This is a genomic window from Methylobacterium sp. ARG-1 (assembly GCF_001262595.1).
In the GTDB taxonomy this organism is placed as follows: Bacteria; Pseudomonadota; Alphaproteobacteria; order Rhizobiales; family Beijerinckiaceae; genus Methylobacterium; species Methylobacterium brachiatum.
Window position 1 is genome coordinate 58,418 of the sequence record NZ_LHCD01000001.1, and the last position, 21,463, is coordinate 79,880.

General features: G+C 70.0%; 19 protein-coding genes, 1 tRNA gene and 2 pseudogenes. 13 read left to right on the forward strand and 9 right to left on the reverse strand.

The annotated features are described in order from the left end of the window. Position 1 precedes the first annotated feature (1 nt). Positions 2 to 2,389, reverse strand: a complete 2,388-nt coding sequence (locus AKJ13_RS00270; protein WP_050731606.1) for an EAL domain-containing protein — start codon at positions 2,387 to 2,389, stop codon at positions 2 to 4. Between the two features lie 489 nt (positions 2,390 to 2,878). Here AKJ13_RS00270 and AKJ13_RS00275 point away from each other — a divergent pair, with 489 nt between their 5' ends. From AKJ13_RS00275 to AKJ13_RS00305, 7 genes are all read left to right on the forward strand, one after another. Continuing rightward, positions 2,879 to 3,754 carry an aldose 1-epimerase family protein gene (locus tag AKJ13_RS00275; protein WP_050731607.1) on the forward strand — a complete coding sequence of 292 codons (876 nt, stop codon included), beginning with the start codon at positions 2,879 to 2,881 and terminating at the stop codon, positions 3,752 to 3,754. Between the two features lie 3 nt (positions 3,755 to 3,757). After that, a complete protein-coding gene (locus tag AKJ13_RS00280) occupies positions 3,758 to 4,477 on the forward strand; it encodes a uroporphyrinogen-III synthase (RefSeq protein ID WP_050731608.1) in 720 nt (239 codons plus the stop codon). After that, positions 4,440 to 6,653: a translation initiation factor 2 gene (locus AKJ13_RS00285; RefSeq protein ID WP_050731609.1), complete on the forward strand. Its 2,214-nt coding sequence runs from the start codon at positions 4,440 to 4,442 to the stop codon at positions 6,651 to 6,653. Before AKJ13_RS00280 ends, AKJ13_RS00285 begins: the two co-directional genes overlap by 38 nt. Before the next feature lie 123 nt (positions 6,654 to 6,776). Beyond that, complete coding sequence (locus AKJ13_RS00290; RefSeq protein WP_050731610.1) at positions 6,777 to 8,279, forward strand: heme biosynthesis HemY N-terminal domain-containing protein; 1,503 nt, start codon at positions 6,777 to 6,779, stop codon at positions 8,277 to 8,279. A 241-nt stretch (positions 8,280 to 8,520) separates the two neighbouring features. Next, complete coding sequence (locus AKJ13_RS00295; protein ID WP_050731611.1) at positions 8,521 to 8,976, forward strand: NUDIX hydrolase; 456 nt, start codon at positions 8,521 to 8,523, stop codon at positions 8,974 to 8,976. An 84-nt stretch (positions 8,977 to 9,060) separates the two neighbouring features. Then, positions 9,061 to 9,135 (forward strand) — tRNA-Thr (locus AKJ13_RS00300). Between the two features lie 173 nt (positions 9,136 to 9,308). Then, entirely contained in the window at positions 9,309 to 9,590 is a 282-nt protein-coding gene (locus AKJ13_RS00305) for a hypothetical protein (RefSeq protein ID WP_050731612.1), read from the forward strand. A 61-nt stretch (positions 9,591 to 9,651) separates the two neighbouring features. Here the strand turns inward: AKJ13_RS00305 and AKJ13_RS00310 are convergent, their stop codons facing one another. Then, entirely contained in the window at positions 9,652 to 9,897 is a 246-nt protein-coding gene (locus AKJ13_RS00310; protein WP_007560783.1) for a hypothetical protein, read from the reverse strand. A 410-nt stretch (positions 9,898 to 10,307) separates the two neighbouring features. Here AKJ13_RS00310 and AKJ13_RS00315 point away from each other — a divergent pair, with 410 nt between their 5' ends. Beyond that, complete coding sequence (locus AKJ13_RS00315; protein ID WP_050731613.1) at positions 10,308 to 10,688, forward strand: energy transducer TonB; 381 nt, start codon at positions 10,308 to 10,310, stop codon at positions 10,686 to 10,688. A 127-nt stretch (positions 10,689 to 10,815) separates the two neighbouring features. Continuing rightward, complete coding sequence (locus tag AKJ13_RS31820) at positions 10,816 to 10,959, forward strand: hypothetical protein (protein WP_160320587.1); 144 nt, start codon at positions 10,816 to 10,818, stop codon at positions 10,957 to 10,959. A 6-nt stretch (positions 10,960 to 10,965) separates the two neighbouring features. Here the strand turns inward: AKJ13_RS31820 and AKJ13_RS00320 are convergent, their stop codons facing one another. From AKJ13_RS00320 to AKJ13_RS00330, 3 genes are all read right to left on the reverse strand, one after another. Continuing rightward, positions 10,966 to 11,199, reverse strand: a complete 234-nt coding sequence (locus AKJ13_RS00320; protein ID WP_039902477.1) for a hypothetical protein — start codon at positions 11,197 to 11,199, stop codon at positions 10,966 to 10,968. 118 nt (positions 11,200 to 11,317) lie between these two features. Continuing rightward, the gene (locus tag AKJ13_RS00325) at positions 11,318 to 12,307 is read right to left on the reverse strand and encodes an inorganic phosphate transporter (RefSeq protein ID WP_050731614.1); all 990 of its coding nucleotides are present in this window, start codon (positions 12,305 to 12,307) and stop codon (positions 11,318 to 11,320) included. Between the two features lie 9 nt (positions 12,308 to 12,316). Further along, positions 12,317 to 12,958 carry a DUF47 family protein gene (locus tag AKJ13_RS00330; RefSeq protein ID WP_050731615.1) on the reverse strand — a complete coding sequence of 214 codons (642 nt, stop codon included), beginning with the start codon at positions 12,956 to 12,958 and terminating at the stop codon, positions 12,317 to 12,319. Positions 12,959 to 13,214: 256 nt separating this feature from the next. Here AKJ13_RS00330 and AKJ13_RS00335 point away from each other — a divergent pair, with 256 nt between their 5' ends. After that, positions 13,215 to 13,439, forward strand: coding sequence for a hypothetical protein (locus AKJ13_RS00335; protein WP_082316812.1), 225 nt, complete (start codon positions 13,215 to 13,217; stop codon positions 13,437 to 13,439). A 93-nt stretch (positions 13,440 to 13,532) separates the two neighbouring features. On the opposite strand, the gene AKJ13_RS00340 is transcribed toward AKJ13_RS00335, so the two are convergent. Continuing rightward, positions 13,533 to 14,228, reverse strand: coding sequence for a Crp/Fnr family transcriptional regulator (locus tag AKJ13_RS00340; RefSeq protein WP_050731833.1), 696 nt, complete (start codon positions 14,226 to 14,228; stop codon positions 13,533 to 13,535). Positions 14,229 to 14,487: 259 nt separating this feature from the next. On the opposite strand from AKJ13_RS00340, the gene AKJ13_RS00345 reads away from it, so the two are divergent. Both AKJ13_RS00345 and AKJ13_RS32090 read left to right on the forward strand, forming a co-directional pair. Continuing rightward, positions 14,488 to 15,198, forward strand: a complete 711-nt coding sequence (locus AKJ13_RS00345) for a Crp/Fnr family transcriptional regulator (RefSeq protein WP_050731616.1) — start codon at positions 14,488 to 14,490, stop codon at positions 15,196 to 15,198. Between the two features lie 578 nt (positions 15,199 to 15,776). Continuing rightward, positions 15,777 to 18,050: a glycoside hydrolase family 16 protein gene (locus AKJ13_RS32090; RefSeq protein ID WP_050731617.1), complete on the forward strand. Its 2,274-nt coding sequence runs from the start codon at positions 15,777 to 15,779 to the stop codon at positions 18,048 to 18,050. 151 nt (positions 18,051 to 18,201) lie between these two features. On the opposite strand, the pseudogene AKJ13_RS30070 reads toward AKJ13_RS32090, so the two are convergent. After that, positions 18,202 to 18,435: pseudogene (locus AKJ13_RS30070) on the reverse strand (methyl-accepting chemotaxis protein); the annotation flags it as partial. A gap of 44 nt (positions 18,436 to 18,479) precedes the next feature. Here AKJ13_RS30070 and AKJ13_RS00355 point away from each other — a divergent pair. Continuing rightward, a pseudogene (locus AKJ13_RS00355) lies at positions 18,480 to 19,534 on the forward strand (IS630 family transposase). Positions 19,535 to 19,854: 320 nt separating this feature from the next. Here AKJ13_RS00355 and AKJ13_RS00360 read toward each other — a convergent pair. Together AKJ13_RS00360 and AKJ13_RS00365 are read right to left on the reverse strand one after the other, a co-directional pair. Then, positions 19,855 to 20,037, reverse strand: coding sequence for a hypothetical protein (locus AKJ13_RS00360; protein ID WP_050731618.1), 183 nt, complete (start codon positions 20,035 to 20,037; stop codon positions 19,855 to 19,857). Between the two features lie 660 nt (positions 20,038 to 20,697). Further along, a complete protein-coding gene (locus tag AKJ13_RS00365) occupies positions 20,698 to 21,459 on the reverse strand; it encodes an SDR family NAD(P)-dependent oxidoreductase (RefSeq protein ID WP_050731619.1) in 762 nt (253 codons plus the stop codon). Between the last annotated feature and the right edge of the window lie 4 nt (positions 21,460 to 21,463).

A 21,463-nucleotide genomic window follows, 5' to 3' on the forward strand; every position in this document is an offset into this window, starting at 1 on the left:
GTCAGGCCACCAGAGCCTGCCCGTCCCTGTCGGGTTCCGGGCCGTGCGTGTGCGCGGTGAACGTCGCGATCGCGGCGGGCCGACCCATCAGGTAGCCCTGCGCGGCGTCGCAATTCTCAGTGACCAGGAAACCGAGTTCCGCTTCCGTCTCGACGCCCTCGGCCAGGACCGGAAGGCCCAGGCCACGGCCGAGGCCGAGCATGGACCGGACGATCGCGGCGGCCTGCTCGTTGCCGTCCACCGCCCGGATGAACGAGCCGTCGATCTTGATCCGGTCGAACGGATAGGTCCGCAGGTTCGACAGGGAGGAATAACCGGTCCCGAAATCGTCCATGGCGATGCGCACCCCCAGGGCCTTGAGCTGGCGCAGGGTGGACTGGGCCCGGGCGGGATCGCGGATCAGGGCCGTTTCGGTGATCTCGATCTCCAGGCGCTCGGGCTTCAGCCCGGTCTGGAACAGGACCTCGTGGACCAGCTGCGCGAAGTGCGGCGCGTGGAGCTGCAGGCCCGAGACGTTGACGGCGATGGTGAGCGGGTTCGGCCAGCCGGCGGCCTCGCGGCAGGCTTCCCGCAGCACCCATTCGCCGATCTGCAGGATCGCGCCGCTCTCCTCCGCGATCGGGATGAACAGGCTCGGTGGCACCGCGCCGCGCTGCGGATGCTGCCAGCGCAGCAGCACCTCGAAGCCGAGCACGGACCCGTCCCGCACGTCGGTCTGCGGCTGATAGACGAGGTGCATCTCGCCGCGGGCCACGGCATGCCGCATGTCGTGCTCGAGGAGGCCCCGCTCGCGGACCTGTGCGCCCATGCGCGCCTCGAAGAACCGGTAGGTGCCGCGGCCCTCGGACTTGGCGCGGTAGAGCGCCGTGTCGGCGTAGCTCAGGAGCGAGGCCCGCTCATCCGTGTCGTCGGGGAAGAGCGCGATGCCGACGCTGGTGGCGATCGTGGGGCCGGCCCCGTCGGCACTGTCGCGCAGGGCGTCCAGGATCTGCTCGGCCAGGCGCCCGGCCGCGATCGCTTGATCGCAGGGCATGAGGATCGCGAATTCATCGCCTCCCAGCCGGGCCATCAGCTGGGTCTTGTCGAGAAGCGCGCTCACCGACTTCGCGACGGTGATCAGCATGGCGTCGCCGGCCGCGTGGCCGAACAGGTCGTTAACCTCCTTGAACCGGTCCAGGTCGAGGCAGAGCACCGCCAGCCGCCGGCCCGTCACCTTGGCGACCTTCAGTTCCTGATCCAGGCGCTGGTTGAAGCGCGCCCGGTTGGCGAGGCTGGTGAGGGCATCGTGGTGCGCCAGGAACTCGATCTGTCCCTCGGCCCGGCGCCGGGCGCGCAGATCGCGGACCGCGATGGCGTAATGCGGCTGGTTGCCGTAGGTGACCGGCCGCACGATCAGCTCGACCGGGATCTTGGAGGCGTCTTCGGCGCGCTGCAGCTCCGTCTCCACCGGCTGATCCGCCGGGGTGGCCAGCGCCAGGCGCGTCGCGGCTTCCGGCAGGAACCGCGACAGCGGGATTCCCGACAGGTCGGCGGCGGCGACGCCGACGAGGGCGCCGAAGCTGTCGTTGGCACTGACGATGCGATCGCCGCGGCACACGACCAGTCCTTCGACCGCGGCGTTGGCGAGGCTGTGCAGGCGCTCCCGTTCCAGGACCGCCTGGCGGCGATCGCGGATGTCGAGGGTCAGCGCCGCGCCGGCGAGGAACAGGATGGCCAGGCTCGCCAGGGCGACGCCGACGGCGAGCCAGCGCGCCGGGATGGCGCTCTCCGATATCAGGACGCCCGGATCGGGCACGATCGTGACCGCGCCCATCGCGACGAAATGGTGGCTGCAGATCGCGAGCAGCAGCAGCAGCGCGCCCGTCAGGCGCTCCTTCAGCCGTTCGCCCGAAAGCGCCACCGGCAGGGCGGCGCCGGCCAAGAACGCGCCGAGGACCAGGGACGCCGCCACGAGGGCGCGATCCCAGCGGATGTGCCCGGCGATCTCGAACGCGGCCATGCCGGTATAGTGCATGGCCGCGATGCCGAGCCCGAGGACGGCGCCGCCGAGCGCGGCCGCGAACGGCAGGGCGGGGGTGATCGCGATGGCGAGGCCGAGCCCGGTGATGGTGACGGCGTAGATGAGCGAGAGGCCCGTGAGGCCGACGGCGTAGGCGCTCGGCAGGTTCGGCTCGAAGGCCAGCATGGCGATGAAGTGAGTCGCCCAGATGCCGGATCCCCCGGCCACCGCCGCGACGCAGAGCCAGACCGCCCGGATCCCTGAGGTCGCTTTGCGGGCATGCCGCAGAAGCTCGATGCACGTGGTCGCCGCCAGGGCGCACGTCAGAGCCGCCAGACCGACGAGCCAGACATCATGGGAATCGACGAAGCAGCCAACGACCTTGAGCATCACGTAAAACCGGGGACGGAGATAGCAGTCACTGGCTATAGGGGTCCGCTTTTTAGACCGTTAATCTGGCGTATTGCGCGATCCAAAACGACTGCTTCTAATATAGGTTATAAAATCTCGGGTTGTGGCAGTTATAGACGCGTGGTTGCAGCCGCTGTCGGCTCGCGCTTCTTCGACCGTCGATCCGACGGGTCGACGGCCGCTGTTTCGTCTCGGAACTTTGGCCGCAGGGCGAAGGCGATCCAGCTCGTCACACGTGGACAGACGGTTCCGCTTCTGCGGGCTCCGTACGGAAGCAGACGAACGGCGTTTACGCTCATGCGTGTCTCGGGAGCCGTGCAGGCCTCCGAGCACGATCCCGCGGGTCGGCGGCGAACGGGGGAGGCGGGGTGAACCTCCAAGCCGCCGCGCCTGTCGAGGGCCCGCGCCCCTTGCGTCCCGGCCCGCGTCCGTTACCTCGGCTGTCCGAGGATCGCCCGGGAGGCCCGCTTGAGCACGCGCATCGACCTGACCGCGCCGGATGGAACCACGGCCACGCTCGCCACCCACGGCGCCGAGCCGGTCTCCTGGCGGGTCGGTGGGGCCGAGTATCTGTGGAGCGGCGACCCGGCGCATTGGAATCGGCACGCGCCCTGGCTCTTCCCGGTGGTCGGTGCTTCGACCGGTGGGCAGGTGACGGTCGGGTCCGAGACCTACCCGATGGCGCAGCACGGCTTCGCCCGGGACCTGCCCTTCTCGGTGGTGGAGCGCAGCGCCGACGCGGTGATTCTGCGGCTAGCCGACGGGCCGGAGACCCGGCGGCACTACCCGTTCGCGTTCCGGCTCGATGTCGCCGCCCGGGTGCGTCCCGCCGGCCTCGATCTCGAGGTCACCGTGGCCAACCCCGGCGACGCCCCCCTGCCCTACGCGCTCGGCTTCCACCCGGCCTTCCCGTGGCCCTTCGCGGGCGGCGCGCGGGCCAGGGATGGCGGCTACGCGGTCGAGTTCGAGCAGGCCGAACGCCCATTCGCGCCGCAGGTCGGCCCCGGCGGCCTTCTGCTGCGCGCGGAGCAGCCGATCCCGTTGGTCGGCAGCACGCTGCCGCTGGATCCGGCGATCTTCACCGAAGCCTTCGTGTTCCGGAACGCCAAGAGCCGCCGGATGCGCTTCACCGGGCCCGACAAGGCGATCCGGATGGAGATGGAGGAGTTCCCGCATCTCGCCGTCTGGACAAAGCCGACCGCGCCGTTCCTGTCGCTGGAGTGCTGGACCGGCTACGCCGACTGGGCGGATTTCTCGGGCCCGCTGCAGGAGCGCGATTCGCAGCGCCTGCTCCCGCCGGGCGGGCAGGCGCGCCACGGCGTCCGCCTGACCCTGGAAGGCTAGCGGTTGCGCGTCTGGGTCGCCCGGCCCGAGCCGGGGGCATCCCGGACCGGCGCGGCGCTGGCGGCGCGGGGGCATGCGCCCCTCGTCGCCCCCGTGCTGGCGGTGCGGCCGACCGGCGCGGTGCCGCCCGAGGGACCCTTCGACGGCCTGCTGCTCACCAGCGCCAACGCCGTGCCGGCGCTCCGGGACGCCGCCGCCTTGCGGGGCCTGCCGGTCTTCGCGGTGGGGGCTCGCACCGCCGCCCTGGCGCGCGCGGCCGGGCTCGGGCCGGTGCGGGAGGGTCCGGGCGACGCGGCCGGGCTCGCCGCCCTGGTCGCCGAGAGCCTGCCGCCGGGCGCCCGGCTGCTCCATGCCACCGGGGCGGAGCGCAAGGCCGAGCCCGGTTCGAGCCTGGCGGCGGCCGGATTCGCAGTCGACATCGTCGTCGCCTACGCGGCGGAGCCCGTGCCCGCCCTGCCGGATGCCGTGAACGCCGCGCTGACCGCCGGGGCGCTCGATGCCGCGCTGCATTATTCCCGCCGCAGCGCGGCCGTCGCGCTGGCGCTCGCAGACCAATCGGGACACGGCGGAGCTTTCCGCCGCCTGAGGCATTACTGCCTGTCGGCTGATGTCGCGTTTCCCCTGGAAGCAGCCGGCGTCGCGGTCCATTTCGTCGCGGGACGGCCGCGGGAAACGGACCTGCTCGATGCCCTTGCGCCTCGCCTCGGTGACGGCGCGCGGTGACAGAGCGACAGAGCCGCCGTATCTCGCCCTCGCGCCCGGTGCCGCGGCGGTGCTACGGGGGCGCGGCGACGCCGAAGAGTTGGAGGACTTGCTCGTGACGCCACCACCCAGCGACGCCGACAAGCCCGGAACCGGCGGTCCGAAGCCGGACGAGGTCAAGTCTGGCGATGCCAAGCCTGGCGAAGTGACGCCCGGGGCGAAGTCGCCGACGCCCGCAGTCGGCGGCGCTAAGGCCGCGCAGGCCGCCGCGAATCAGGCACCGAGTGCCACGCCGCCCAAGCCGGCGACCGATCCGGTCACGACCGCCAAGCCGGGCGGCCCCGGTGCGGCCGAGGGCAAACCCGAAGCTGGCAAACCAACCACGCCGGCGGGCGCCGCGGATCTCGCGAAGTCCGGACCGGGGCCGTCCGGCCGTCCGGGGGACGGCAAGGCCCAGGCGTCGCAGCCCGGCGCCACCGGCGCAACCGGTCCCGCGACGGCGGGGGCGAGGGTCGAGCCCGGCAAAGCGGATCCCGGCAAGCCCGGTCAGCCCGGTGCGGGTGCGCAGACGGGCGGCACACCCCGCCCCGGCGCCACCGCGACCGGTGCCGCGTCCGCCGCGGTGACGGCTGGCCCGATCCTCGATCTCAAGGCCAAGCGCATCCCCGATCCGCCGCAGCCCGGCAAGGAGATGCCGAAGGATGGAGCGAAGGACACGCCGAAGGATGCGGGCAAGGAGCCCCCGAAGGGACCGGTCCCGGGCGGGAAGGCCGTGACTGTCCCGAACCCGCAGCCGGGGCGCGCTCGGGCCGGGTTCGGCTCGCTGGCGGCGGCCGGCCTGCTCGGCGGCCTGATCGGCGCGGGCGCGCTGTTCGGCGCCGAACGCGCCGGAATCGGCGGCATGCTGCGCCCGAACGCCGCCGATCCGTCCCTGTCCGGTCAGGTCGCCTCGCTGGACAAGCGCGTGGACGGACTCGCCCCCCGCGACGCCCTCACCGAGCTCGACAAGCGCGTCGCCGCCGCCGAGACCGCGGCCCGGCAGGCGCTGGAGAAGACCCCGGCGCCCGGCGGCACCCCGACGGAGGGGCAGGCCGCCGGGGCAGCGCCGGCCGTGCCGGCCGATCTCGCGGCGCGGCTCGACAGCCTCGATCAGCGGGTCGCCGCGCTTCAGGAGGAGCCCGGCCGGGAGCCCGGTCGCGACCAGCAGGCCGATTCGAAGCTCGGCGCGGCCCAGGCCATCGATCCGAAGCAGGTGGCCGATCTCGATGCGCGGGTAAAGGCGCTCGAATCGGACCAGTCCGCCAAGGGCGAGGTCGCCGAGGCGTCGAAGAAGATCGCCGCCCTGCAGAGCGAGGTCGAGACGCGGACCAAGGCCAGTGCCGAGGCCGACGCCGCCCTCGGGCAGCGCCTCGACGCGCTGCAGCAGGCCCTCGATTCCCGCGTGAAGGCCGCCACCGAGGCGGTCCAGGCGGCGACGCAGGCGAGCCGCACCGCCGTCGAGGCCGGCCAAGCTCAGGCGGCCGAGGCCGCGAAGGCGGTCGATCGCCGGCTGCAGGAGCAGGCCGACAAGATCGCGGCCCTCGACAAGGGCCTGGCCCAGCGCGCCGAGGTCGCCACCGTCCAGGCGGCCCTGCGGGTCGTGGTGGCCGACCGGGTGGCGTCGGCGCTGGCGGCCGGCATGCCCTACGCGGAGCCGCTCGCGACCCTGCGCAAGCTCGATCCCGGTGCCGAATCCCAGGCGGCGGCGCTCGCGCCCTTCGCCGAATCCGGCGCGCCCACGACGGCTCAGCTCGCCAACGACTTCCGGCCCATCGCCGAGCAGATCGCGGCCAAGCGTCGGGCGCAGCGGGCCAAGAGCGCCGCCGAGGCCGGCGATTTCCGCACCAAGCTCCTGAGCATGGCCGACGGCCTCGTGCAGGTCCGCAAGGTCGATGCGGCCTCCGCCACGCCGGAGGCGTCCGACGAGCCCGAGACCAAGGTCCAGGCGGCGCTCGACCGCGGCGACCTTCCGGCGGCCTCTGCGGCCTTCGCGGCCCTGCCGGCCGAGGCGCGGGACCAGGCGGGGGATTTCGCCGCCAAGCTCAAGGCCCGCGCCGCCGCCGAGGAGGCCGTGCGGACGCTGCTCGCCGGCGCCTTCAAGGCCCTGCCGACGGATCCGGCCCCCGGTACCGCTCCGGCGGCGCCATCCGGCCGCTAGGCGTGACGGCGCCGACCCGCGCGCTGCGCGGCTGCATCAAATCCGGGCGGGCCCGCAGCGGCCCCGCCCCTTCCGGACCCAGCGGCGGCCGCCCGGCGGCCATCGACAGGAGACACTGACCCCATGTGGCGCGCCCTCGCCTTCCTGGCCCTGCTCGCACTTGCCGCCTTCGGGGCGGTCTGGATCGCCGACCGGCCCGGCACCGTCACCATCGTCTGGAACGGCTACCAGATCGGCACCAGCCTCGCGGTCGCCCTGGTGGGCGTCATCGCGGCCGCGATCGTCCTCGGCCTGCTCTGGGCGATCGTGCGCGGCGTGATCGGCCTGCCGGAGGCGCTGGTCCGCGGCTCGGCCGAGCGTCGCCGCGCCAAGGGCTTGTCCGCCCTCTCGCGCGGGATGGTGGCGGTGGGCTCGGGCGATCCGCTCGCCGCCCGCCGTTATGCCGGGGATGCCGAGCGGCTGCTCGGGCCCGAGCCGCTGACCCTGCTGCTCAAGGCACAGGCGGCCCAGATCTCGGGCGACCGCGACGCCGCCGAGAGCGCCTTCCAGCGCATGGTCGACGACCCCGAGACCCGGGTTCTCGGCCTGCGCGGCCTGTTCGTGGAGGCCCGCCGCCGCGAGGACGAGACCGCCGCCCGCGCCTACGCGGTGGAGGCCGCCCGCCTCGCCCCGAGCGTCACCTGGGCTAACGAGGCGATGCTCGAGGCGCAATCCGCTGACGGCGACTGGGCCTCGGCCCTGGAGACCATCGAGCGTCGCTCGTCGCTGGGCCTGATCGACAAGCCGACCGCCCGACGCCAGCGCGCCGTGCTGCTGACGGCGATCGCCGGCGAGCGCGAGGCCGGCGAGCCCGAACTCGCCGCGGAGCGGGCGCTGCAGGCGGTCAAGCTCGCCCCCGACCTGGTCCCGGCGGCCTGCATCGCCGGCCGGCTCCTGTCCCGCCGGGGCGACCTGCGCAAGGCCGCCAAGGTCGTCGAGGCGGCCTGGAAGGCCAATCCCCATCCCGACCTCGCCAAGACCTATCTCGGCCTGCGGCCCGGCGATTCGGTCCGGGACCGGCTGGCCCGGGCCGAGGTGCTGGCCAAGCTCTCCGTCTGGCATCCGGAATCCCGGCTCGCTTTGGGGCAGGCCGCCCTCGACGCACGGGATTACAAGCGGGCCCGGGAGGCCGTGAAGCCGCTGCTGGCCGAACGGCCGACAGCGCGCGCCTGCCTGATGATGGCGGCGATCGAGGAGGCCGAGCACGGTGCCGCGTCCGGACAGGCCCGCGAATGGCTGGCCCGGGCAGCCCGGGCGCCGCGCGATCCGGTCTGGATCGCCGACGGGATCGCCTCCGACACCTGGGCGCCGGTCTCGCCGGTCACCGGTCGGCTCGACGCCTTCGTGTGGCGCGAGCCTCCGAACACGCTGGCGGCCGCCGCCCCCGCGATGGAGCCGGAGGAACCCGAGGAGACGCAGCCCGCTCTCGTCCCGGCACATTCGGCTCCGGCGCCGACGGCCCCGCTTCCGACCATCATGCCCGCGAGCAAGACGGCCCCTGCCCCGGCGGCGGATCCGGTCTCGGCCGGCATGGCGGCCGCTGCGGTCCCGGCCGCCGGCGAACATCCGGTCCGGCGGGCCGGATAGTGCGGCGACGGGCCTGACGTTAGTCGGATAACAAAAGAGCTGCGGAGGAATTATCAGTTTTGTGCTGAACTTCTCCTTGGCTCGCGCGGTTACGTTGACGGGGGTTGCTGATACAGCGTATTTTCTTGCTGATTCAGGCAGCCGCCGATGAGGGCCCGACCATCCGTTCGCCGCTTCACCTTCCAGTCCCGCTTCCGACCCGGCGGGGCTCCATGCGGGCTTCGTCCCGCCCGGTACGGCCGTGACCGCCGCCATCGAGGACGTGGCCGAGCCGCGCCGCCAAGTCGGCGTCCTGCCGTTCCAGGTGGGTAGCGACGGTGAGAACCGGATTCTGCTGGTGACCTCGCGGGAGAGCCGGCGCTGGGTGATCCCGAAGGGCTGGCCGATGAAAGGCCGCAAGCCGTTCGAGGCGGCGGCCCGCGAAGCCTACGAGGAGGCCGGCCTGCGCGGTGACGTCGGCAAGCGGCCGCTCGGCTATTATTTCTACCAGAAGCGCCTGAAGAACCTGGATGCCGTCCTGTGCCAGGTGAAGGTCTTCCCGCTCGAGGTGCGCAAGCAGCTCAAGAACTTCCCTGAGGTCCACCAGCGCGAGCTGCGCTGGTTCACCCCGGCGGAGGCGGCCGAGGCCGTGTCCGAGCCGGGTCTCGCGGCGATCATTCGTGCCGCCTGCCGCCAAGTTAAACCAACGGACGCGTAATCCACCGTTGCCAACGCCCCGTCGATCCTTTATGGCCCCTCTCAGCCGGACGGACACGCCCCCAGCGGGGTCGCCACGGCGCTTGCTGCGGTAGCTCAGTGGTAGAGCACTTCATTGGTAATGAAGAGGTCGACAGTTCAATCCTGTCTCGCAGCACCAGACATCTCTCAAACATCCCCAAGTCAGCGTAGTTGGATCACGGTTCTGGCGAACCCGTGCGCTGCGCGTTGAACCCGCGCTGCGGATCGTACGATAACCGGCCGTGATCCGGTGAGGCTTTCGTGCCGCGCAGGACGGCGGACCGATGCATCCGCGTGAGGGATGATGCGGACGTGAACACGACGGCCCTTTTCACCATGGTGGGCATCGTCCTCGGCTGGACCGTTCTGGCGGGGGCCGCGCTATTGTCCGGCCGGTTCGTCACCTTCGCGTTCCTGGTCCTGACGGTGGTGGCGCTCTTCCTCTACGTTCCCTGGGTCAGGCTGCGCGCCAGCGGGATCGAGGGCTCCAGCCGGCCGGTCCGGTTCTGGACGAATGTCGCGATGCTCGGGGTCAGTCTCGCGGCCTGCCTGGCCCTGGTCGTGATGCTGGCCCGGCGGATCGGCTTTCTGTAGCCGGTTCCACCGGGCCTCCGCGGGGCGGGGCCTTCGCCGGGCCTGGACGCTGGAGGCGCCCTCAGTGCTTCATCAGGCTGTCGACGGTCTCGTTCTGCCCGACCGTGTCGGAGAACCGGGCGAGGCGGCTGAGGCTCGGCTCGTTGAGGCCGCCGGAGCTGGCGAAGGTCGCCAGCGCGATGCCGACCAGGAAGCTGGCTTCCTCCGCGGTGACGGCGCGGCCGCTCAGCGTGCTGGCCGCACCGCGCACCGCGAGCACGGCTTGCTGGAATGCGGGGTCGCTCTGCAGCTCCGCCAATCGGGTCATGTGGGCCTTCTCCTCGATCAAGGGTGAATGCGGAAGCCGCACCGGAGTTTCGGGCGTGTCCGGGCGGGGACTTGCCGGGCGCCGCCGCAGGTCCGCCCCGTGTCCGGGCGGATGTCTGCGGCGACCCCTTGGGTCGAAGCCGGGGTATCGACTTTCATAAGCGCGAGGCTAGGCAGCTTTCACATCCTGGATCAAGTTTCCCCCGCGCACGTCCGATACGCCGTGCCGGCCCGGGTCGAGCCCGGTGCGCAGGGAAGCGCGGCTCGCAATCCTCGGCGTCGCGGCCGCGCGGCGTCCCGTATCACCGCGGGCATCGCGTCGCATCGGCTCGCTCGCAGGGTCACGAGCGGTAAACCCTTCGGCGTGAGGATAGCCGGGCTACCAATCAGCCACAGGGTCGTTGTTCCAGCATGTCGTCACGTCTGCTGACTCACGGAACCGTCGTGCTCGGTCTCCTGCTGGTGCCCTGGCTGGCGGAGGCGCGGACGGGCGTCTCCCCCGCGGTGCGCAATTGGCTGTCGGCCCTCGTCACGCGGATCGACGCGGTCGATCGGGCCGACCGGCGCGGGAACACCCGCGGGGCGGCCGGCACGGTGGTGGTGCGCGTTGAGATCGCCGCCGACGGCGCGGTGCGCCAGGCCGAGATCGAGCGCAGCTCGGGCTCGCGCGGCCTCGACCAGCGGGCGCTCCGGGCGGTGCAGGGGGCGAGCCCGTTCAAGGCGCCCCCCGCCGAGCTGCTGGCCGAGACCGGGGTGGCCGACCTCAGCGTTCCGGTGCAGTTCGGGCCCTGAGCCCCCGAGCGACCCGAAGGCGCCCGTCCCGGCGCTCGCGGGCCGCGCGCCGATGCAGCAGCAGCCTGAAACTTTCCCCGGATCCCTTCCGTTCGCGTCTGCAGCGCAGGTCGCGCACGGGAGGCTGATGGTGAAAGACGCATTCGCGAGACTGCGCCGCGAGGCGGGCGAGAAGCCGCCGCTACCAGTCGTCGTGACGTGGCTGACCGTGTCGATCGGGATCTGGGTGGTGATCTATCTCTATACGGGCCGGGTCGTCTGGACCTGGTGAGCGGGTTCACCGATCCCGGTGGAGGCCGGCACCGACATAGGCCCCCACGAGGTAGCCGGATTGATGCGCGGCCAGGTAGGCGAGCAGCACCAGGAGCTTCTCGGCGTCGATCGTGGCGGTGAGCGCCCAGAGCGGCAGGCAGACCAGGGCGATGAGCATCGAGCTCGCCACCACCATCTGGGCCCGGTAGCGCCAGCCTTCCAGCACACCGACCACGAATAGGAGGGCCGCGATAAGCAACAACTGGACCCTGATTGAGGAATAGTAAAATTTACACCACAATCCTATACAATTTGCTATATCGGCGAGCTAAAATTTAGCGTTACCGGTGCAATAATCCTACTTGCGCGCCGGCCGGTCACGGCAGCACGAAGCCCGCGACGCCGTAGACCAGGGCCGCCACCAGAGCCGCAGCCGGCATCGTGACCACCCAGGCGACCACGATGCCCTGGGCGATGTTCCAGCGCACCGCCGAGACGCGCTTGGCCGCGCCGACGCCGATGATCGCCCCGGTGATCGTGTGGGTGGTCGAGACCGGGATCCCGAACGCGGTGGCGGCGAACAGGGTCACGGCCCCGCCGGTCTCGGCGCAGAAGCCCTGCATCGGCGACAGCCGGGTGATCTTCGAGCCCATCGTGTGGACGATGCGCCAGCCGCCCAGCAGCGTGCCGAGCGCCATGGCGGTCTGGCAGGACAGTACCACCCAGAGCGGGACGTGGAACGCGCCGCCCGCCTCCCCGTGGGCGTAGAGCAGCACCGCGATGATCCCCATGGTCTTCTGCGCGTCGTTGCCGCCATGGCCGAGCGAGTAGAGCGAGGCCGAGACGAACTGCATCCCCCGGAACAGCCGGTCCACCGCGTGGGGAGTCGCGCGCACGAAGATCCACGACACTGCCAGCATCAGCAGCAGCCCGAGGCCGAAGCCCAGAGCCGGCGAGAGTACGATCGCGGCGCTGGTGGCGATCACTCCGGGCCAGACGATCGCGCTCAGGCCCGCCTTGGCGATGCCGGCCCCGAGCAGGCCGCCGATCAGGGCGTGCGAGCTCGAGGACGGGATGCCGGCATACCAGGTGATCAGGTTCCAGCTGATCGCACCGCCGAGCGCGCCCAGGATCACCCGGTCAGTCACCATGGTGACGTCGACGATGCCCGATCCCACCGTGCTGGCCACATGCAGGCCGAAGATCAGGAACGCCACGAAGTTGAAGAACGCCGCCCAGATGACGGCGTAGCGGGGTGCGAGCACCCGGGTCGACACGATGGTGGCGATCGAATTGGCCGCGTCGTGCAGCCCATTCAGGAAATCGAAGACCAGGGCGACGGCGATGAGGAGGATCAGGAGGGTCACGCGGTCGGCTCAGACATGCTCGACCACGATGCTGCTGATCTGGTTCGCGACATCCTCGAACCGATCCATCACCTTCTCCAGATGGTCGTAGAGCTCGGACCCGACCACGAAGGCCATGGGATCCTGCCGGGAGGCCTTGAACAGCGCCTTCAGGCCGGCATTGTGCAGGTCGTCCGCCCGGCCTTCGAGCTGGATGACCCGCTCGGTCAGGGTGTTCAGGATCGTGGCGTTCTCGCCCAGCGCCCGCAGCTTCGGCAGCGCCTCGGCGGTGGCGGCGGCGGCCTCCTGGATCACCGCGCCCATCTCGCGCATCGACGGCTCGAAGGCGGTGACCTCGAACAGCTGAACCGTTTTGGCGGTCTTGAGCATCTGGTCGATGGCGTCGTCCAGGGAGCCGACCAGGGCCTGGATGTCGCTCCGGTCGAACGGGGTGATGAAGGTCCGGCGCACCGCCAGCAGGGCCTCGCGGGTGATCACGTCGGCCGCATCCTCATGATCGGCGATCGCCTGGCAGGCCACCGGCACGTCCTGGGTGCCGTCGAGCAGGGCCCGGAGGGCGTCCGCGCCGGCGACCAGGGTGGCCGCATGGCGCTCGAATAGGTCGAAGAACCGGTCTTCCCTCGGCATCAGCGCACGAAACCAGCCCAGCATGTGACGTCCCGGTTCGAGGATCAGTATCCGTGCAAATTCGGCTGACCCGAGAGGCGTAGCATGGCGATTGGCGGGCCGCACCCGTCGGTCGCGATCGAAGGTCTCGGCCGATGCTCCGCCCGATCACGATGCTGGCTCATCATTGACCGGATCGATTTTTAGTATCGATCCGATCTGTTTGGGTCATGACGCAGTGCAACGTAGATACCGCCTCGACACCGGGCCCCTGACCCGGACAGCGAGAGGTATTCCCACCATGACCCTGCGTTCCTTCATCGCCGCCGCCATGGCCACCCTGCCGATGATCGGCTCCGCCCGCGCGGACGAGGCCATCGCCCTGACGCCGCCGCTCTACCGCGAGCAGGCCCGCGCGATCTCGACCGCGCGTCCCGCCGCCGAGCTGGCGACCACGCCGCGTCTCGTCCCGGCCGCCCCGGTCGCGACCCGGGTCGTCACCGCGACCGCGCTGCCGACCCGTTGATGCGGGCCGGCCTGCCTCCGCGAGGCCGCATCCCGGAACCCGCCGGGATGCGGCCGACCGGCCGACACCGACCGCGCCGCGCGCCTACGGCGGTCACTGAATCAGATAGGCTGGGTCGAACTGCGCCAGATGCTTCAGGCGCGTGCGATCGATGATTGTCAGCCGGCCGCCCTTCAGCTGGATGAGCCGTTCGGCGCGCAGGTTCATCAGCACGCGGTTGACGTGCACCGAGGTCAGGCCGAGCGCATCGGCGAGGTCGTGCTGGGTGGTGCGCAAGTCATAGCTGTCGTCCGTCGCCTGTCCGACCTCGGCGAGCCGCCAGCGCAATTCGCACAGCAGATGCGCCGTCCGCTCGATCCCGTCCCGGCGGCCGAGGCTGACGATCCACTCGCGGGCAATGGCCTCGTCGCGGCGCAGGCGCCGTTGCAGCGCCGCCGCCAGGACCGGATCGTGGGTCGCCGCGACGCGCGAGAGCGGGATCTCGCCGAGCGTGCAGCGGGTCAGCGTGCTCACGGCATAGCTGGAGCGCCCGGCCAGGAGCGCCTCCAGGTCGCAGATGTCCCCCGGCACCAGGATGGCGGTGATCTGGCGTCGGCCATCCTGCAGCATGCGGTAGCGGCAGGTATGGCCAGCCAGCAGCAGATGGGCCACATCCGGCGTGGCGCCGGGGACGAGAACCTCGTTCTGCTTCGGAACGAGGCGTTCCCGCACCGGAAAGTCGAAATCGGTCGTGAGGCTCTTGGGCGGGGTCGCGTAGGCCGCCATATCGGCCGGGCGAGCAGTCAGCATCCGTGCGTTCCAGTCCATCTGTCGTGGGTCAGCCGGGTATCCGTTCGATAAAATTCGGCAAATCTCTATATACAAATCGGGTCGATGGATTTGGACCAGATTTCGATCCCAGGATATGGGATCGGTCCGAAAGCGTACATTCGATCTCGCCCTGTCTATTTGTGTGAAATGGTACTATAATATCGTCATTGTTCGCCGAAGTTTTCGGGCGCGGGCGACTGAGAGACCGCGTGCTCTTGCCCTGCTTGGGAGACGCACCGTGACTCAGCTTCGGCAATCCGACATTCGCAACCGCCTGCTCGGCGCCCTCGCCCCGGAGGACTTCGCGGGTCTGGCCTGGGCCCTGGAGCGCGTTCCGCTCCACCTCCAGGATACGCTGATCGGCGTCGATCAACCGCTGTCGCATGCCTATTTCGTCGAGACCGGCCTGGTCTCGCTCGTGGCGACCACCGAGGGCGGCCGGATCGAGATCGGCCTCGTCGGCGCCGAGGGTCTGGCCGGCGTGCCCCTCGTCCTCGGGACTGATCGCGGCCCCTTCCTGGGCATCGTGCAGTGCGGCGGCGAGGCGTTGCGCATCCGGGCGGCCGACCTGCGGGAGGCGTTGCAGGCGAGCCCGGGCCTGCGGGGCGTTCTGGGCCGCTACGTCCTGAGCCTGATGATCCAGACGGGCTACACGGTCTACGCAAGCGCCACGTTGAACGTCGAGGCGCGGCTCGCCCGCTGGATCCTGATGACCCATGATCGGCTCCACATTGAAGAGATGCCGCTCACGCAGGATTTCATGGCGATGATGCTGGGCGTGCGCCGCACCGGCGTGACGGCGGCCCTGTATGTCCTGACCGGCGCCGGCATGGTCCGGGCGAGCGACGGGCGCATCACCCTGCTCGACCGCGACAGGCTCAAGGAACTGGCTGGCGACACCTACGGGCCCGCCGAGGCACAGTATGAGCGCCTGCTCGCCGAAGCCTGAGCGGACTGCGCGGCAGCGCTCTGCGGCGGCGTGCCCAGGCTTGCCGACTCCCGTGATCCGCGGGTAGTCGGAGGGCTGCGCGCCCAAAATTGAGGCGCCAGCCGGGGGGCGGCGGAAGCCTTCCCCTCCCCGCGCGAAGGGACGCCACGCCGCGCTGAAGCCGGTCTCGACGATCCCAGCCCGTGCCGGTTTTCCGACCGCCTAACCCGCGACCAGCACACGCTTTCACAGCGAAGCCCCGGGTCCGCCTGAGCCGCTCTCAGCCTCGGACGCGCCCGAGGCCGCCGAAGGTCTAGGCATATTAACATAGGTGCGGCTGGGACATGCCCGCCACTGTCAATCCCCAATAGGGTATCGTTCGGCGCTAATCTGCATAGATGTGAACCATCTGCGTGATATCTGCCAAGACACCAATCTTGACAGCCAAGCAACCACGTAAGTATTGTTTTCACAGCGTTAAAAATAGGAAAATACAGCTGGGCAGGTCGGCCGCTCGCGGCGTCCTGTAATCACGTAGGCAAGCTTTCTTGTGCTGCGATCGCAGAATCGCGCCTTGTCGAAAGTCTGGGGGAATAGTCATGGTCGATCTGACCGGTTACAAGTTGACCTTCGACGAAGAATTCAACACGCGCAGTATCTCGCAGACCGGCGCCGGCACGACCTGGGCCGATATCCGCGCGCAGGATCGCGGCGACGCCAACGCCGATGTCGGATTCGGCCATTCCTCCTTCGTGGACAAAGGCTCGGGCTACGACCCCTTCCAGGTCCAGAACGGTGCCCTGTCGATCACGGCGGTGCCGGACAGGACGACGTCGGGCGTGCCCGGCAGCTGGGAATCCGGCCTGCTGACCACGCAGGGCAATTTCTCCCAGACCTACGGGTATTTCGAGGTCCGGGCCGACTTCTCCGAGCAGGTCGGCGCCTGGGACGCATTCTGGCTGCTGCCGAACCAGCAGAAGCCCGACCCGCACAATGCCGGGCAGCATCAGGAACTCGACGTCGTCGAGCGCTACGGTGACGGGCCCAGCAGCGTCTACAGCACGATCCACACCACGGACCAGACGCCGAACATCCCCTGGCAGCAGAACCGCCAGGTCACCAGTGTGATGCCGAACCAGAACGGCTATCACACCTACGGCATGGACTGGCAGGCCGACCGGATCAGCTTCTACGTCGACGGCCAGATGACCGGCTCGCAGGCCACCCCGTCGGACCTGCACAGCCCGATGTACATGCTGGTCGATCTGGCCACACAGGGCGGCGGCAGCAACAACGCCGACATCGCCCGCACGGCGATCACCTCGAAGATCGACTACGTCCGCGCCTACTCGAAGGATTCGTCCGCCGTCGCCGTGAGGCAGGACACGGTGTCGAGCCCGGACGGCATGGATCCGGGCCTGTACGGCGCCACCTCGGCGGCCGTATCGACCCCCTCGACCGCCGCCAATCCGACGTCGAGCGCGACGACCCCGAGCGCAGCCCCCTCGGGCAGCGCGACCGGCGCGGCGAGCGCAACGCCCTCCCCCGCATCGTCCCAGGGCGTGAGCAGCCCGACCACCGCCTCGGCCACGACCGCCGGCGCGACAGCGACCAAGCCGGCGACCGGCTCAACGACCGGCCCCGCATCGGGAACCGGCACCGCGACGGCCAACACCGCCGGATCGACGACGGGATCCGGGAGCACGAAGGACGCGACCCCGAGTTCCCCCGCCTCGACCGCCCCGGCCAGCGCCGCGCCGAGCGCGACGGGTTCGAGCACCGACAGCGCAGCGCCTCAGGCCACAGCCTCGTCGACCAGCCCGGCCAAGAGCGAGACCGTCGCGCAGGCTCCGGCCAGCGCTGCCCCAAGCCCAGTCGGCACGGCAGCTGCGACGACCGGCAGCACGCCCCCGGTGACCGCCAGCGCCGCGCCGCAGACCACAACCGTGACGCCCAATGCGGCAGCGGCGCCAAGCCCGACCGCGAGCGGCGCCGTCGCGCCTGCCGCCCATACGGGTTCGGCCAGCACGGGCACGAATGTGGGGACGCACGCGGCGACCCCCGCCGGCGCGACACCGGTCCCTGCCGCAGTCCCGGCAACGAGTTCCGCGGGCGACACGACCCCGACCGCGAGCGCCACCACGCCGACCGCACAGGCCAGCGTCGCCGCGAATCCGGCCGCGCCCATCCGTGCGACGTCGTCCGCCTCCGGCGCGACGCCCCCGGTCGCCTCGCCGCCCGCCAATGGCATGGCCAACACCGCGCCCGCGGGATCGAACAGCGCCGGGTCCGCCGGCACGACGGCCTCGGACTCAGCATCGGCGGGGATCTCCCCCGTCACGACCGCGCCTGTCACGGCAGCCCCGACCCCGGCACCCAGCCCGACGAGCCCGTCCTCGACGGCCACGACGCCCGCGAGCGGCCTCGCCACCACCCCGGCTGCGAGCCCCGCGCCGACAAGCCCGGTGCAGCCGACCACCGTCGTTCCGATCAGCCCGACGGCTAATCCGACCAACGTCACGGCCAACACGGCGCAGCCCGCCCTCGCCAGCGCCGCGGGTGCGAGCCGCTCACCGGCACCGAGCCTGCAAGCCCCGAGCAGCGCTTCACCCGCTTCGGCGCCGACCACCACGAGCCCGATCAGCGCGACGAGCGCGTCCGCGCCGACGAGCGCGAGCGGTGCCGGCGCCCAGGTCTCCGCCGGAGCCCCTGCGGCGGCCAAGACCGCCAATTATCAGACGTTCTCCATCTCCGAGAGCCAGCGAAAAGCCGCCCTCTCTATGATGCAGAAGCTCAGCCACGCCGAGCCCAACCAAACGCCATCGACCAACTGGTTCAGCAAGCTTTCCAATATCCTGATGCATCTGTGGTAGGCCGAGGCCGCCTTCGCTCGAAGGCTTATGCAGCGCCGGACCCTGATGCGATCGAGCGTCTTGTGTCGACGCTTCTCGGGCTTTCAGAAGGGCTGCTTGCCAGCAGTCCAGCCCAGCAGGCTGGGCGGCCCTGCACCTCGGTGACGTGGGTTCAGGCCGCCCGCACAGTCGCGAGGAAGCGTCCGACTTCAGTCGCGAGATGCTCGGACTGGCGCAACAGCCCTGACGCTGCGCCCAGAACCTGGCTCGCGGCCGCTCCGGTTTCTTCGGCCGCTCCGGCCACGCCCGCGATGTTGCTGGTCACCTCGCCGGCCCCCGTGGCGGCTCGGCCGACGTTTCTCACGATCTACTGGGTGGCCGCACCCTGTTCCTAGTGCGCTGACGCATTCAGAAGGTTCATATTAGGCGTGAGACATGCGGGTCTGAGGCATGGCTCAGACTGTCTGCGTGATCCTCACCGAGGTTGAGAAGGCACGGCTGCGCGCGATCAGCGAGGATCGCGCTCACCCCCTCAAGCACATCCAGCGCGCCCGCATCATCCTGCTCTCGGCCGAACGCCTGTCCGTTCTTGAGATCGCCCATCAGGCCGGCGTCAGCCGACCCGCCGTCTGGCGCTGGCAGCAGCGCTTCGCCGAGGAGGGGTCGACGGCTTACGGCACGACAAGACCCGCCCGGCAAGCCGCCTCATTCCACCAGCACCGTCAGTGAGGTCCTGGCTCTCACTTGTTCCGAGCCGCCCGGCGAGGTCACCCACTGGACCGGTCGCGCTGTCGCTGCCGCGACCGGCATCTCGCTGCGCTCGGTCCAGCGCATCTGGCAGGCACACCGCCTGCAGCCGCACCGGGTGCGCACGTTCAAGCGCTCTGCCGACCCGGCCTTTGCCGAGAAGGTGGAGGATATCGTGGGCCTCTACCTGGATCCGCCCCGTCATGCGGTGGTGCTTTCCATGGACGAGAAGAGCCAAATCCAGGCCCTGGAACGCACCCGCCCCGATCGACCGCTCGCACCAGGACGGCCGGCCACGCGTACTCACGACTACGTTCGTCACGGCACCACGACGTTGTTTGCCGCGCTCAACGTGCTGGAGGGGACCGTGATCGGCCGCTGCATGCAGCGCCACCGGCACGCGGAGTTCCTGCGCTTGCCGGGACACCGTCGCGGCGATGGTGCCAGCCGGCAAGGTCGTCCACGTGGTGCTCGACACCTATCGCACCCACACCCACGCGAAGGTGCGAGCCTGGCTGTTACGCCATCCGCGCTGGGTGTCCCCCTTCACCCCGACCTCCGCCTCCTGGCTCAACGCCGTCGCGGGCTTCTTCTCGGCGCTCTCACGTCGGCGGCGGCGCGGAACGTTCACTGGCGTGGTCGATCTGCAGGCGACCATCAAGCGCTACATCGCCGAGCACAACCAACGGCCCAAGCCCTTCGTCTGGACCAAACCCGCAGCCGCCATCCTCAACAGCCAGGCTGCACCATTCGTCTGAGCCCGTGCACTAGCTTTGCCTCGCACCGAGAAATGCCTTTCGGCCCTTCGGATCATGGAGGCGATGGGGTCACGCGCGAGTGGTGTAAACGGCGAAAACACCCTTCAGGCCCAGTCTTTACGTTGATCCGTGTGGGGCTGACTCTTTCTCCGAGCCTGTTGGGGTGCCAGCGGATCGGGCTGCGACGCCGGAGCGGGCCGAGGCACTGCCGGTTGTAGGTTTCAACTATGGCCAGCGGTCGAGCCGCCCCTGGCTTGGCGAGGCAGACGTTGCATTGAGTGGCCGGTACGCTGGCGAGACCAGAGTCCAATTCGGCCGAGCTACTGCAAGCGAACGGGACCGTCCATCAGGCCCAGGCGCAGGGCCAGCGCCATTGGATCGCCGCTGGTGATCCACTTGCCGTCGACTTGGCATAGCTCGAACTCGGCATCGGGCTCGACGGTACGGCCGCTGGCGCGCAGCGCCTCGACGGCTTCAACGATCGGATCGTGGCTTTCAGGCATTCCTGCACCGGCCGCGTCAGCGGATTCGCGGTGCGTACCATACCGTGTCTCCGGGGCGACTTGATGCCTTTGGCGTTCTGGCGTCCGTTCAAATCCTCCGGGCCACATTAGGCGGCCTGCCACGCGTTCTTGCGGCGAGGCCTCGTTCGTAGAGGCAGCAGGTGTTGCGTCAGCAGCGGCGTCGATCTCAGGATCCGAATTGGCAGCTGTACGAGGTTCGGAACCGGCCTGTTGGCCGGCCTTCACAAACTGTGCCGACTCTTGTGCGCCGGAAAAACACCTTCTGTTCCGGGGTGTCCGTTATATCCCAGACCTAAGGACTTTGATTTCCTTCAGGAATTTGGCTGGGGCGCCAGGACACTGAGCCCGCCGCTGATCGCCAAAATAGCCTAGTCTTCTCAGTTGCTTGCCCCGTCAGGCGCCAGGGGATGTGTAGCAGTATCGTGGGCTATATGACAATCGCCCGAATGCGCCTGGCGCCTTTGGGTTTGTGCCGAGCAAAGGCTGAGCGCAGGCGGACGCACAACAGCGTTTAGGCCGTCAGAATCTCGTTGATGGATTTCTGCCAAGTCCCACTTGGTGGCGCGAGCGGACCTCGTGAACTGAGACGGTTTCGCTTGATAGGCGAACTGCGAACTCACTAGTCGCCCTTCGGAGCGCTCAGAACTGCACGCCCCGCGTGAGGGCGCCGTCGACTACGAGGTTGGTGCCGGTGATGAAGCTCGCCGCCGGGCTCGCCAGGAAGACGGCTGCCCGGGCCACCTCCTCGGGGCGGGCCATTCGGCCGGTCGGATTGAGCCGCAGCGCCTCGGCGAAAAGCGCCGGATTGCCCTCCTCGATCTGGTGCCAGACGCCGCCCGCGAAGTAAGTGTTGCCGGGCGAGACCGAGTTCGCGCGGATGTTCCTAGGCGCCAGCTGGTAGGCCAGACCTTGCGCGTAGTGGATCAACGCCGCCTTGAGGGCACCGTAGGGACCGGCCGCGAAGTCGATCTCGCGCCCGGAGACGCTGGAGATGACGACGATCGCGCCGGCCTCGGAGTGTTCGAGGAACGGCATCGCGGCCTCGACGGCTGCCACGGTCCCCATGATGTCGACCGAGAAGCCACTGCGCCACGCCATCTCGTCGGCGCCGACCGCGAGGGCGCTCACGTTCGGTATCAATATGTCGATGCCGCCGAGGTCCTCCGCGGCCTCCGCGATCCAGCCGCGCAAGGTGGCTGAGTCGGCGACATCGACGGCACGCCCGGTCGCAGCCACGCCCTTCGCGCGCAGGGCGTCGACCTTGGCGGCGACCTCCGCGGCGTTGCGGGCGCAAAGGGCGACGGACGCCCCCTCGTCAGCCAGGAGGTCGACGATCGCCCCGCCGATCCCCTTGGTGCCGCCGGTCACCAGCGCCCGGCGGCCTCTGAGCCCGAGATCCATGCCA